At 61.7% G+C, this 12,970-nt stretch carries 10 protein-coding genes; all 10 read right to left on the reverse strand.

Annotated elements, in window-relative coordinates; genetic code table 11:
- Positions 1-63 precede the first annotated feature (63 nt).
- The gene (gene rsmG / locus QCE83_RS13710; RefSeq protein WP_309810914.1) at positions 64-729 is read right to left on the reverse strand and encodes a 16S rRNA (guanine(527)-N(7))-methyltransferase RsmG; all 666 of its coding nucleotides are present in this window, start codon (positions 727-729) and stop codon (positions 64-66) included.
- A complete protein-coding gene (gene mnmG / locus QCE83_RS13715) occupies positions 726-2,690 on the reverse strand; it encodes a tRNA uridine-5-carboxymethylaminomethyl(34) synthesis enzyme MnmG (protein ID WP_309810918.1) in 1,965 nt (654 codons plus the stop codon). The genes rsmG and mnmG overlap by 4 nt, the downstream gene beginning before the upstream one ends.
- A 158-nt stretch (positions 2,691-2,848) precedes the next feature.
- Complete coding sequence (locus QCE83_RS13720; protein WP_404984647.1) at positions 2,849-3,607, reverse strand: ABC transporter ATP-binding protein; 759 nt, start codon at positions 3,605-3,607, stop codon at positions 2,849-2,851.
- Positions 3,604-5,388, reverse strand: a complete 1,785-nt coding sequence (locus QCE83_RS13725) for a branched-chain amino acid ABC transporter ATP-binding protein/permease (protein ID WP_309810921.1) — start codon at positions 5,386-5,388, stop codon at positions 3,604-3,606. Before QCE83_RS13725 ends, QCE83_RS13720 begins: the two co-directional genes overlap by 4 nt.
- 4 nt (positions 5,389-5,392) lie before the next feature.
- Entirely contained in the window at positions 5,393-6,448 is a 1,056-nt protein-coding gene (locus tag QCE83_RS13730; RefSeq protein WP_309810923.1) for a branched-chain amino acid ABC transporter permease, read from the reverse strand.
- Positions 6,449-6,573: 125 nt separating this feature from the next.
- Entirely contained in the window at positions 6,574-7,746 is a 1,173-nt protein-coding gene (locus QCE83_RS13735; RefSeq protein ID WP_309810925.1) for an ABC transporter substrate-binding protein, read from the reverse strand.
- 323 nt (positions 7,747-8,069) lie between these two features.
- Complete coding sequence (locus QCE83_RS13740; protein ID WP_309810927.1) at positions 8,070-9,236, reverse strand: ABC transporter substrate-binding protein; 1,167 nt, start codon at positions 9,234-9,236, stop codon at positions 8,070-8,072.
- A 500-nt stretch (positions 9,237-9,736) separates the two neighbouring features.
- Complete coding sequence (locus QCE83_RS13745; RefSeq protein WP_309811755.1) at positions 9,737-10,708, reverse strand: branched-chain amino acid ABC transporter permease; 972 nt, start codon at positions 10,706-10,708, stop codon at positions 9,737-9,739.
- Positions 10,708-11,592, reverse strand: a complete 885-nt coding sequence (locus QCE83_RS13750; protein ID WP_309810934.1) for a branched-chain amino acid ABC transporter permease — start codon at positions 11,590-11,592, stop codon at positions 10,708-10,710. The genes QCE83_RS13745 and QCE83_RS13750 overlap by 1 nt, the downstream gene beginning before the upstream one ends.
- Before the next feature lie 95 nt (positions 11,593-11,687).
- On the reverse strand, positions 11,688-12,908 hold the full coding sequence (locus tag QCE83_RS13755; RefSeq protein ID WP_309810937.1) for an ABC transporter substrate-binding protein: 1,221 nt from the start codon (positions 12,906-12,908) through the stop codon (positions 11,688-11,690).
- Between the last annotated feature and the right edge of the window lie 62 nt (positions 12,909-12,970).

Consider the following 12,970-nt stretch of genomic DNA (forward strand, 5'->3'; position numbering starts at 1 on the left):
CGTTATTCGGCTGTCAGAAGATCAGCGTGCCTGGAATGCCGGATCGAACGGCGCGGCGAACCGTCATTCTGCTGCGACGGCTATTTCGATCAGATGTCGCTCGGCGTCGAGCATCGGCACTTTCAGACGCTCCACGCCGAGCACCGTTGCGCCCGCCGGGAGACGTGCGACTTCGGCATCGGGCTTGATGCCTTTCATCGCGAGAATGCGCCCATCGACTTCGACCAGATGACGCGAAAGTGTAACGAAATCGGAGAGCTCTGCGAATGCGCGAGACACGATTACATCGAATTTTTCTGGTACTTCGATTCCCGGACGCAGCGCTTCGACGCGTCCCGTCACGACGGACAGATTGCCGAGACTCAACTGAGCCTTGACTTGGGACTGAAAGGCGGTCTTTTTATGGACGATGTCGTTCAATGTCACACGAATGTCCGGCAAGGTGATCGCCAGCACGACGCCCGGCAGTCCTCCACCCGAGCCGACATCGAGCACCGTCGACGGATGGCGGGCAGACACCATCGGCACGATGGCGAGCGAATCCAGAATATGCTGAATCATCATCTGCTCAGGATCGCGGATGGCCGTCAGGTTGTAGACGGCGTTCCACTTGGTGAGCAACGCGACATAGTCGAGCAGCTGCTGTTTTTGCTCAGGAGAAAGCGAGAGAGGGAGTTCGGCGGCGCCCTTGTCCAGGGTCGTCGCGAGCGAGGATGGGCGTTCCGTCATTGAGCCGCCGTCGCGTTGCCTGCCGAGGATGAGTCTTCCGCCGAATTCCGACCCCGACGGCCAGCGCCGCGCTTGAGGTGAACCATCAGCAAGGAGATCGCGGCCGGCGTGATTCCCGAAATGCGCGAAGCCTGTCCGATAGTCTCCGGCCGATGCTGCATGAGCTTCTGGCGCGCTTCGAACGACAGGCCGCGGACTTCGTTGTAGTCGAGCGCCTCCGGCAAACGAGTATTTTCCTGCGCGCCGTTGCGCATGATTTCGTCGGCCTGGCGCTCGATGTAGCCCTGATACTTCACGCCAATCTCGATTTGTTCCTTGATCTGCGCCAGTAGCACGGGATCGTCCGAGAGTTCGGTTTCCGGTCCGCATTCGCCGTTGCGCAGGCCGCAAATGGCGTCGTAGGACACTTCCGGCCTACGCAACAGGTCTGCCAGACTATATTCGTGGTCGATCGGCTTGCCGAGCAGGGCTGTCGCTTCTTCAGCCGGCAGCGTTTTAGGATTAACCCACGTCACACGCAGACGCTGTGTTTCACGTGAAACAGCATCACGCTTCCGGCTGAACGCGTCCCAGCGCGCATCATCGATGACGCCCAACTCCCGACCGGCTTCCGTCAAGCGCATGTCTGCATTGTCTTCACGCAGCGAAAGACGATATTCCGCACGGCTGGTGAACATCCGATACGGCTCCGAGACGCCGCGTGTCACCAGATCGTCGACCAAAACACCAAGATAGGCCTGATCGCGGCGCGGCGACCACGCATCCTTTCCTTGGACTTGCAGCCCGGCATTGATCCCAGCCAGAAGTCCTTGAGCTGCCGCCTCTTCATAACCCGTGGTGCCGTTGATCTGCCCGGCGAAAAACAGCCCATTGATCGCCTTGGTTTCGAGCGATGCCTTCAACGCGCGCGGATCGAAATAGTCATATTCGATCGCATAGCCGGGGCGGAGAATATGCGCGTGCTCGAGGCCACGCATCGAGCGAACGAGCTCCAGCTGGATGTCGAATGGCAGGCTGGTAGAGATTCCGTTCGGATAAAACTCATTGGTCGTGAGCCCTTCCGGCTCAAGAAAGATCTGATGCGCGTCCTTCGATGCAAACCGATGGATCTTGTCTTCGATCGACGGACAATAGCGCGGCCCTACCCCCTCGATGACGCCGGTGTACATCGGCGAACGATCCAGGCCCGACCGGATGATGTCATGCGTCTGTGCGTTCGTATGGGTCACCCAGCACGGCACTTGGCGGGGATGCTGCTCTACACGGCCAAGGAACGAGAACACCGGAATGGGATCGAGATCGCCCGGTTGTTCCTCAAGCTGCGAGAAATCGATCGTCCGGCCGTCGATTCGCGGCGGCGTACCGGTTTTGAGCCGGCCCTGCGGGAGCTTCAGCTCCTTGAGACGCGCAGAAAGCGAGACGGCAGCGGGATCGCCTGCGCGGCCGCCGACGTAATTGTTCAACCCGACATGGATCTTTCCGTCGAGGAAAGTGCCAGCCGTCAGGACGACCGCCCGCGAGCGGAAACGCAGTCCCACCTGCGTCACTGCCCCGACCACGCGATCGCCCTCCACCATCAGATCTTCCACTGCCTGCTGAAACAGCCACAGATTCGGCTGATTCTCCAGCCGATGACGTATCGCCTGCTTGTAGAGCAGCCGATCGGCCTGCGCCCGCGTGGCGCGGACCGCCGGGCCCTTCGAGGAATTGAGGATGCGGAACTGGATGCCCGACTCGTCCGTCGCGGCTGCCATGGCGCCGCCGAGCGCATCGACTTCCTTCACCAGGTGACCCTTGCCGATCCCGCCAATCGACGGATTGCAGCTCATCTGGCCAAGCGTCTCGATATTGTGCGTCAGGAGGAGAGTCTTGCAGCCCATGCGTGCGGAGGCGAGTGCCGCCTCAGTGCCCGCATGACCGCCGCCAACGACGATCACGTCATATTCAGTGGGATAAAGCATTGGGATCTCGTGTGCGAACGACACGATCCTGAAGAGAGAACAGCCTTGAATTATAACGGTTTCTTCTTCGCGCCGACTTCGCCTCGGATTCGATGAACGAAAAAAAGGCGTGTTTCACGTGAAACACACCTTTTTGATGCCACAAAGAACGAGAGAAACTAGGCCATTTTCTTGGAGAGACCTAGATAGGTTTCGATTACCTGCGGATCATGCTGCAGGTCATCCGCCTTCCCTTCCAGTGCAAACTCTCCCGTTTCCAGTACGTAGCCATAATCCGAAATCTGCAGAGCCGCGCGGGCATTTTGTTCGATCAGCAGCGTGGCAACGCCACTCTGTCGCAATGCGCTGATGATGTGGAAAATCTCTTTAACGATCAGCGGAGCGAGACCGAGGCTGGGTTCGTCAAGCATCAGCAACTGCGGCTTGCCCATCAGCGCCCGCCCTACTGCCAGCATCTGGCGCTCGCCGCCCGACAATGTTCCTGCCGCCTGCTTTCGCCGTTCCTTGAGACGCGGAAACAAGCGGTATACCTCATCGATCTGATCCAGAAAGTTTCGCTCGCCAGCACGCTTGCGCCGGTACGCACCGAGAATCAAATTGTCTTCCACGGCCATCGTGGCAAACAGCTCGCGTTTTTCCGGCACGAGACACATGCCTCGCGATACCCGTCGTTCGATTGCCAGCGCCGACACCTCTTCGCCGAGATATCGCACCGAGCCCTTGGCATGCCCCGACGACGGCAACGCGCCCATGATGGCATTCAGCAGAGTCGACTTGCCGGCGCCGTTCGGGCCGATCACCGACACGATCTGACCGGCGCCGACCGTGAGCTTGCCGTCGTGCAATGCTTCGACCTTGCCGTATCTCACCGACAAGCCATCCACCAGCAGAATCGGATTCGTAACCTGCGACATCATTCCACCCCACCCAAATACGCTTCCAGCACCGCAGGATCCTTCTGTACGTCGAATGGCAATCCTTCCGCGATCTTCGTACCGAATTCCATCACGACGAGTCGATCCGTCAGATTCATCACGAAATCCATGTCGTGTTCGACCAGAAGAATGCTCATGCCTTCCGCCCGCAGCTTGCGAAGCAGCTCGGCCAGTTGTTGCTTCTCCTGATAGCGCAAACCAGCGGCGGGTTCATCGAGCAATAGCAAAGTCGGATCACAGCAAAGCGCCCGCGCGATTTCCAGAATCCGCTGCTGGCCAAGCGCCAGACTTCCTGCCTCGCTATAAATATGCTTCTCGAGCCCGACACGCCGGATCTGCCTGGCCGCTTCCGCCATCAATCGGGCTTCCTCGGCCGCGTTAAGGCGAACGATGCTGCGCCACACGCCGGTAGTGCCGCGGAGATGCGCGCCGATCGCCACGTTTTCCAGCACGGTCATGCCAGGCAGCATCTTGACGTGCTGGAACGTCCGCCCGATGCCTCGCTTGACGATCTCGCGCGACGTGAGCTTCTCGATGCGTTCGCCGTGAAAACTGATTGCGCCGCTGGTTGCCTGCAATACACCGGTGACGAGATTGAACGTCGTCGATTTGCCCGCGCCATTCGGACCGATCAGACCGATGATCTCGCCTGCCTTGACTTCGAAGCTCACATCGTTGACGGCGACGAGTCCGCCGAACTGCTTGCGCGCCTTTTCGACGACCAGCAGCCGTTCGCCCGTCGCCGGTTTGCTGCGCTGCGGCAAAGCTTCTCCGTGCTCTGGAACATGCGCGCTAGGCCCGCGCGGAAAAAGTCGCGCGACGAACGGCCATACGCCCTGGCGCGCGTATTGAAGCAGCAGCACCATCACGACGCCGAACACGATGATCTCGAAGTTCCCGTTCGCGCCGATCAGCTTGGGCAGCCAGGTTTGCAAATAGTCCTGCAGAACGGTGAGGATCGTGGCGCCGAGAATCGCACCCCAGACATGCGATACCCCGCCCACCACCGCCATGAACAGGAATTCGATGCCGTGATTCAGGCCGAACGGCGTCGGATTGACGGCGCGCTGCAAATGCGCGTACAGGAAGCCGGAAATCGCCGCCAGGACCGCCGCATAGATGAAGATGGTGACCCGCATCCACGCGGTGTTCACGCCCATTGCTTCGGCCATGGTGCCGCCCCCGCGCAGCGCGCGAATGGCGCGTCCCGGCCGGCTGTTCAGAAGGTTCTGAACCGAGATCACCGCCAGCAGCACGACCACCCAGATCAGGTAGTAAATGCTCCTGCCCGATTCGAGCTGCCATCCGAAGACGCTCAACACCGGGATGCCGTTGATGCCGTCGTACTTGCCGAGCAACTCCATGTTGCCGAACAGATAGAACAGCGACAGGCCCCAGGCAATCGTGCCAAGCGGCAGGAAGTGGCCCGAGAGACGCATGGTGATCAGCCCGAGCAACAGCGCGATGAAGGCGGTCAGCACGACGCCTGCAATCAGCGCGAGCCACGGCGAGACGCCGTACTGCGTCGTCAGGAAAGCCGTTGCATAGGCCCCGACGCCCACGAACGCGGCCTGCCCGAAGCTCGTCATGCCGCCGATCCCCGTCAGCAGCACGAGCCCGATCGCAACGATCGAATAGAGCCCGATGTAGTTCAGCAGCGTGATCCAGTATTCCGGCACGGCGACCGGTCCCGGCAGCACCGGCAGCGCGAAGACCACCAGCAGGAACACCCAGAAGAATCGATATCGTTTCAGGAATTTCATCCGCTTACTCCTCGTCCTCATCCGTATGCGGCGTTGCCAGGCTCCGCCACAGCAACACCGGAATGATCAGGGTGAAGACGATCACTTCCTTATAGGCACTCGCCCAGAACGACGAATACGATTCGAGCAGCCCCACGAGCAGCGACCCCGCCGCCGCGAGCGGATAACTCACCAGACCGCCGACAATCGCCCCCACGAAGCCCTTCAGGCCGATCAGGAAGCCCGAGTCGTAGTAGATCGTCGTGATGGGCGCGACCAGCACGCCGCACAGCGCGCCGAGGCCCGCGGCGAGCGTGAAGGCGAGCCGCCCCGCCTGCGTCGTGCCGATGCCGACCAGCCGCGCGCCCAGACGATTCACCGACGTCGCACGGAGCGCCTTGCCGGAAATCGAGCGGTCGAAATAGAAGTACAGCGCGACGATCAGCACGACCGCCGTGCCGACCACCCACAGGCTTTGCCCGGAGATCGACACGCTGCCGAGATTGAAGTTGGCATCGGAGAAGGCTGTCGTGCGCGAACCTTCCGCGCCGAACATGACGAGCCCGAGCCCCACCATCGCGAAATGCACGGCTACGGCAACGATCAGCAGCAGCAGCGTGCTCGCCTCGGCGATCGGCTCATAGGCGAGGCGATAGACGAACGGCCCCATCGGCACGACGATCAGAAGCGTCAGCGCGATCTGCGCGATCATCGGCAATGTCTGAGAGGCGACCGCCTGGGTCAGCGCCCACACGGCCACCGGAAACAGCAGATACTTGCCCGCCAGCACGGCCAGCAAGCGGCCGATCTGGTGATATCGCGTGGGATGACGCACGATGCCGGCACTTTCGGCGAGGAAGCAGCCCACGCCCATTGCAATGAGCAGATAGCAGGTCGCTGGCAGCTTCTGTGTCTGCAGGGCCGCGAGCGTCAGCGCGCCGTACGCGACGAACTCGCCCTGCGGTATGAAAATGACCCGTGTCACCGAGAACACGAGCACCAGCGCCAACGCCAGCAACGCGTAGATCGCGCCTGTGGTGATCCCGTCCTGCGCGAGAATCGCCGCAATCGATAAGTCCATACTTCCTCTTCAAAGCTTCTCGTGAGACAGGCGCACCGGAATCGGCGGCCTTGCATGCTCGAAGCGGCGCGCCGTTGCCGGTGCGCCGCCCCGTCATCTCGAAATTAAGACGCGCGACGCGCGGCTTAGTCGTTCAGCAACTTCCACTTCCCGTCGACGATCTGCACCATCACGCGCGCGCGATCGTCGAAGCCGTTGTGATCGGTCGGGGTCGTGTTCATGATGCCGTGCGCGACCGGCAGGTCCTTCAGGTTTTCCAGCGCAGCGCGCAGCGCCTCGCGGAATTCCGGCGTGCCCGGCTGGCCTTTCTTGAGCGCCTCGGGAATGGCCCGCTGAAGCATCTGGCCAGCATCCCATGCATGGCCGCCGAAGGTCGACAGCGACCCCGCGCCATAGGCCTTCTCATACGCGTCCTTGTACGCCGCCGAGGACTTCTTCACCGGATTGCTCGCCGGCAACTGCTCGGTCACCAGCACCGGGCCCGCGGGCAGGATCTCGCCCTCGCAATCCTTGCCGCACACGCGCAGGAAGTCGTTGTTGGCCACGCCGTGCGTCTGATAGACCTTGCCCTTGTAGCCGCGCTCCTTGAGCGCCTTGGCCGGCAGCGCCGAAGGTGTGCCCGCCCCGGCGATCAGCACCGCGTCCGGATTGGCGCCCATCGTCTTCAATACCTGTCCGGTCACCGACGTGTCCGTGCGGTTATACCGTTCGTTCGTGACGATCTTCAGCTTGTGCGCCGCCGCGGCCGTGTTGAAGACGTTGTACCAGCCGTCGCCGTAGGCATCCGCGAAGCCGATGAAACCCACCGTCTTCACGCCGTGCTTCTCCATGTAGCTGGCGATCGCATCGGCCATCAAGGCATCGTTCTGCGGCGTCTTGAAGACCCACGCTTTCTTGGCGTCCATCGGCGCGATGATCGCGGCCGATGCGGCCATCGAGATCATCGGCGTCTTGCCGGACGCGGCGGGGTCGATCATCGCGAGCGAATTCGGCGTCACGGTCGAGCCGACGATCGCATCCACATGATCCTCGTCGATCAGCTTGCGCGTGTTCTGCACGGCGCGGCTCGTGTCCGAGCCGTCGTCGAGCACGATCCACTCGACCGACTTGCCGGCGATTTCCTTCGGCAACAGCGCGACGGTATTTTTCTCGGGAATCCCAAGCGATGCCGCCGGGCCCGTCGCCGAGAGCGTCACGCCGATCTTCACCTGGGCATATGCCGCACCCGTGCCGAGCAGCGCGCCGCCCGCAAGCGCGAGCGCCATGCTCGTCCTGATCCATGCCTTCTTCGTTTTCATTGCTGTCTCCAAACGCGACGTGCTCGTTTTGCCAACACGCACCCCAGCGGTGCGCTGCTGCGAGTTGTTATCGATGCCGCCTCTTGTGGGCCAATCGAGCCAGGCCATGCAAAGGGCCGCCCCAATCTATTTACCGCGATACTGCGTGCCAAGGGTGGTTTTCCCTGACCGTTGCACGACGCGTTGCCGGACTGCTCGTGAGCAGCCTGCGAGGCTCTCCGCCCTCTTCTTCTCGTCGCTTCCCGCCAACTGCACCACACAGAAAAAAGGCGCGTTCTGCTTCGACGCGCCTTGGTTTCCGAATCAGTTCACATACGATTCCGTCAGTTGCCCGAGAGCTTCCACTTGCCGCCGACGATCTCGACCATCACGCGAGCGCGCTGGTCGAGTCCGGAGTGATCGTTCGCGCTCATGTTGAAGATGCCGTGCGAGGCCGGCAGATTCTTCGTCTCTTCGATAGCGGCGCGCAGCGCTTCTCGGAACGCCGGCGTGCCCGGCTGCCCCTTCTTCAGCGCAAGCGGAATGGCGCGCTGGAGAATGAGGCCTGCGTCCCACGCGTGACCGCCGAAAGTCGAAACCGAACCCGCGCCATACGCGCCTTCATAGGCCTTCTTGTAGGTCAGCGCGGCCTGCTTCACCGGGTTGCTGTCCGGCAGTTGCTCTGCAACCAGGAGCGGACCCGCCGGCAGGAAGGTGCCTTCGCAATCCTTGCCGCACACGCGCAGGAAGTCGTTGTTCGCGACGCCGTGCGTCTGATAGAGCTTGCCCTTGTAGCCCCGCTCCTTGAGCGTCTTCTGCGGCAGCGCGGCCGGCGTGCCCGCACCCGCGATCAGCACGGCATCCGGGTTCTGCGACATCATCTTGAGCACCTGGCCCGTGACCGATGCATCGTTGCGCGCGAAGCGCTCGTTCGCGACGACCTTGATCTTCGCGAGGTCGGCGGCCTTCGAGAATTCCTTGAACCAGCTTTCGCCATAGGCGTCGCTGAAGCCGATGAACGCCACCGTCTTCACGCCATGATTCGACATGTGCTGCGCGATGGCGGTGGCCATCAGGATGTCGTTCTGCGGCGTCTTGAAGACCCACGCCTTTTTCGCATCCATCGGTTCGACGATGCTCGCGGCGGCGGCCATCGAGATCATCGGCGTTTGCGTTTCGGCGGCGATGTCGATCATTGCAAGCGAGTTGGGCACCACAGTGGAGCCAACCAGTGCATCGACATGATCTTCGCTCGTCAGCTTGCGCGCGTTCTTCACGGCCTGGGTGGAGTCCGTGGCGTCATCGAGCACGATGTACTGGATCTTCTGACCAGCGACTTCCTTCGGCAGCAAGGCAATGGTGTTCTTTTCCGGAATGCCGAGCGACGCGGCCGGACCGGTCGCCGAGACCGTCACGCCGACTTTCACGTCCGCCCAAACCTGAGTGCTGAATACCGCCGAAAACCCGACAACGGCCATTGCGACCGCGTTGATGCGTGAAGCCAACTTCATTGATATGCGCCCCGTAATTCGTGTTTCTTCGTGATGAACTGCTCGCGAAAATGCCCCTGAATTGCGCTCGCCGCGAATTCCCGACCAGCGGGTCGGGAAATGCAGTTTAGCGAGGCATGCGCTGCGCAGCAAGCGTTTTGAAGGCTCTCCCGTGCGGCTTTTCGCATTGTTTTTCAAGGCCTTGCGCAATTACCTCGCGCAAGCTGGGAAGCCTCAGGGAAAACCCCGTTCAAAATCGCCCGCCGAATTTAATCACATAATCAGCGGGCAATAAAAAAAGCGCTGTTGGACTCATCCAACAGCGCTTTTCGGTCGGGCACTTCGTGCCTCATGTCTCCTCGTTCTCCACCTCAAAAATCTGGGTGCAACAGAACTAGACCGAATGTTAAAGAACGCAACAGTGCACGACAACCTAGCATTTACCCTAGTGGTGCATGAAAGCACCCGGAAGGGGCGTATTTCTTGCAATAAAAACACCTCGGTGCGTGAATCCGCGTGTTTCAGCCTTGCAGCGGACGAACCCGCGCGACGATCTCCCCGACAATGCCGCGCCGGAACGCCAGCACGCAGGCAATGAAGATGACGCCGGTCACGATGGTCACGGATTCGCCGAGCGAGTTGAACCACGTCATGCCGGTCAGCCGCGCGAGACCGCCGCCGATGTCGCCGAGCCGGTCCTCCAGCGCGACGATGATCGCGGCGCCGAGCAGCGGCCCGAACATCGTGCTCATGCCGCCGACAAGCGTCATCAGCACGACCAGGCCGGACATGGTCCAGTAGGCGTCGCCGAGCGTCTCGAAACCGAGCACGAGCGTCTTGGTGGCGCCCGCCAGCCCCGCGAGTCCCGCCGACAGCACGAAGGCCAGCAGCTTGTAGCGCGACGTATCGTAGCCCAGCGACACCGCGCGCGGCTCGTTCTCCTTGATCGCGATCAGCACTTCGCCGAACGGCGAATGCACGATGCGCACGATCAGCGCGAACGCGAGCAGCATCACGACCAGCACGACGTAATAGAGCGTGATGTCGCTGCCGAGATCGATCATGTTGAACAGCTTGCCGCGCGGCACGCCCTGCAAGCCGTCTTCGCCGTGCGTGAAGGGCGCCTGCAGGAACACGAAGTACACCATCTGCGCGAGCGCGAGCGTGACCATCGCGAAGTAGATGCCCTGGCGGCGGATCGCCAGCAGGCCGGCGACCAGCCCGAGCAGCGTCGCCGCCGCCGTGCCCGCGATCACGCCGAGTTCCGGCGTCAGGCCGATGGTCTGGATCGAATAGCCGGCGACGTAACCGGCGGTCGCGAGAAACATCGCGTGGCCGAACGAGAGCAAGCCGGTATAGCCGATCAGCAGGTTGAAGGCCGCGGCGAACAGCGCGAAACACAGCACCTTCATCATGAACAGCGGATACACGCCGACGAACGGCGCCACGATCAGGCCGATCAGCAACAGGCCGTAGAGCGCTTTTCTCTGCATCATTTTTCCTTGCCGAAGAGTCCTGCCGGGCGAATCATCAACACGATCGCCATGATGACGAAGACGACCGTCGCGGACGCTTCCGGATAGAACACGCGCGTGAAGCCCTCGATCACGCCGAGCAGCAGACCCGTGAGGATCGAGCCCATGATCGAGCCCATGCCGCCGATCACGACGACCGCGAACACGGTGATGATCATCGACTGCCCCATCAGCGGCGACACCTGGATCACGGGCGCGGCCAGCACGCCGGCAAAGGCCGCGAGCGCCACGCCGAAACCGTAGGTCAGCGTGATCATCAGCGGCACGTTGACGCCGAACGCCTCGACCAGCTTGGGGTTTTCCGTGCCCGCGCGCAAATAGGCGCCCAGGCGCGTCTTCTCGATCACGAACCACGTCGCGAAGCACACCGCCAGCGACGCCACCACGACCCACGCACGATAGTTCGGCAGGAACATGAAGCCGAGGTTGGTCGCGCCGGACAGCAGCGAGGGCACGTCGTAAGGCTGGCCCGACGAGCCATAGATGGAGCGGAACACGCCCTCGACCACGAGCGTCAGGCCGAAGGTGAGCAACAGCCCGTAGAGATGGTCGAGCTTGTAGAGCCAGCGCAGCATCGAGCGCTCGATGACCATGCCGAACAGCCCGACGATGACCGGCGCGAGCACGAGCATCGCCCAGTAGGGAATGTTGAAGTACGCGTAGCCCATCCACGCGAGCATCGCGCCCAGCATGAACAGCGCGCCGTGCGCGAAGTTGATGACGTTGAGCAAGCCGAAGATCACCGCGAGACCCAGGCTCAGGATCGCGTAGAACGAGCCGTTCACCAGCCCCAGCAACAGCTGGCTCAGCATTGCGGCGAGTGGAATGCCGAAAATTTCCATTGAACCTGCCGTCAGAAACGTGTTGACGCGGTTGCAGCGGCGGAGGTCCTCACCGGACGCCCGCCGCGCGAACGCGCTGAATCACTGCCGAATGCTTACTTCCAGAGCTTGCAGCGCGATTCCGCCTTCGTGCCGAATGCCTGGTCGCCCGGAATCGTGGCGGTGATCTTGTAGTAATCCCACGGTTCCTTCGACTCCGACGGCTTCTTCACTTCCATCAGATACATGTCGTGGATCATCGCGCCGTCTTCGCGAACGTAGCCCTTCGCGTAGAAGTCGTCGATCTTCATCTTCTTCAGCTGTTCCATGACCTTGTCGCTGTCGGTCGTGCCCGCCGCCTGCACGGCCTTCAGATAGCTCGTGGTCGCCGAATAGTCCGCCGCCTGCAGGCTGCCCGGCATCTTCTTCATCTTGTCGAAATAGCGCTTGGCCCAGGCGCGCGTCTTGTCGTCCTTGTTCCAGTACCAGCTGTCCGTCGCCACCAGACCCTGCGTGGTTTCCAGGCCCAGCGAGTGGATGTCGGACAGGAAGATCAGCAGCGCGGCGATCTTCATCGACTTGGTGACGCCGAATTCCTTCGCCGCCTTGATGGAATTGACCGTGTCGCCGCCCGCGTTGGCGAGGCCGAGCACCTGCGCCTTCGAACCCTGCGCCTGCAGCAGGAACGACGAGAAGTCCGACGCCGACAGCGGATGGCGCACTTCGCCCAGCACCTGGCCGCCGCTCGCCTTCACGACGTCCGCGGTGTTCTTCTCGAGCGCCTTGCCGAATGCATAGTCCGCCGTCAGGAAGTACCACGTCTTGCCGCCCTGCTTGGTCACCGCGGAACCGGTGCCTTTGGCGAGCGCCATCGTGTCGTAGGCGTAGTGAACCGTGTAGGGCGAGCACTGCTCGTTGGTCAGGTTGTCCGCACCCGCGCCGATGTTGATGTACGGAATCTTCTTTTCGGCCGTGACCTGTGCGCTGGAGAGCGCCGTGGCCGAATTCGTGCCGCCGATGATCGCATTCACGCCGTCGCGGTCGATCCACTCACGCACGCGCGATGCAGCGATATCCGCCTTGTTCTGATGGTCCGCATACACCAGTTCGATCGGCTTGCCGTTCACCTTGCCGCCGAAATCCGCGATGGCCATGCGGATCGCTTCGAGGCCGCCTTGTCCGTCGATGTCCGCATAGAGGCCCGACATGTCGGTGACGAAGCCGATCTTCACGGTGTTGCCGTCGGCGGCGTAGGCGCTGCTGCTCATCACCGCCACACTCGCCGCCGCAGCCGCAAAGCACAACGTAGAGAGGCGCGCGAGGGTCTTCTTTTTCATTCCAGTCTCCATGAGTTTTTGATTTGATGCGGTGTTACTGGTGATGCCCTTTCCATTCCGGT

It is taken from the genome of Caballeronia sp. LZ034LL (assembly GCF_031451215.1).
GTDB lineage: Bacteria > Pseudomonadota > Gammaproteobacteria > Burkholderiales > Burkholderiaceae > Caballeronia.

What these genes read in the sequence shown, in the direction of transcription:
- QCE83_RS13735 (WP_309810925.1), bottom strand. Translation starts at nt 7,746, where the DNA reads ATGAAAACGAAGAAGGCATGGATCAGGACGAGCATGGCGCTCGCGCTT.
- QCE83_RS13750 (WP_309810934.1), bottom strand. Translation starts at nt 11,592, where the DNA reads ATGGAAATTTTCGGCATTCCACTCGCCGCAATGCTGAGCCAGCTGTTG.
- QCE83_RS13755 (WP_309810937.1), bottom strand. Translation starts at nt 12,908, where the DNA reads ATGAAAAAGAAGACCCTCGCGCGCCTCTCTACGTTGTGCTTTGCGGCT.
- QCE83_RS13725 (WP_309810921.1), bottom strand. Translation starts at nt 5,388, where the DNA reads ATGAAATTCCTGAAACGATATCGATTCTTCTGGGTGTTCCTGCTGGTG.
- QCE83_RS13720 (WP_404984647.1), bottom strand. Translation starts at nt 3,607, where the DNA reads ATGATGTCGCAGGTTACGAATCCGATTCTGCTGGTGGATGGCTTGTCG.
- mnmG (WP_309810918.1), bottom strand. Translation starts at nt 2,690, where the DNA reads ATGCTTTATCCCACTGAATATGACGTGATCGTCGTTGGCGGCGGTCAT.
- QCE83_RS13740 (WP_309810927.1), bottom strand. Translation starts at nt 9,236, where the DNA reads ATGAAGTTGGCTTCACGCATCAACGCGGTCGCAATGGCCGTTGTCGGG.
- rsmG (WP_309810914.1), bottom strand. Translation starts at nt 729, where the DNA reads ATGACGGAACGCCCATCCTCGCTCGCGACGACCCTGGACAAGGGCGCC.
- QCE83_RS13730 (WP_309810923.1), bottom strand. Translation starts at nt 6,448, where the DNA reads ATGGACTTATCGATTGCGGCGATTCTCGCGCAGGACGGGATCACCACA.
- QCE83_RS13745 (WP_309811755.1), bottom strand. Translation starts at nt 10,708, where the DNA reads ATGCAGAGAAAAGCGCTCTACGGCCTGTTGCTGATCGGCCTGATCGTG.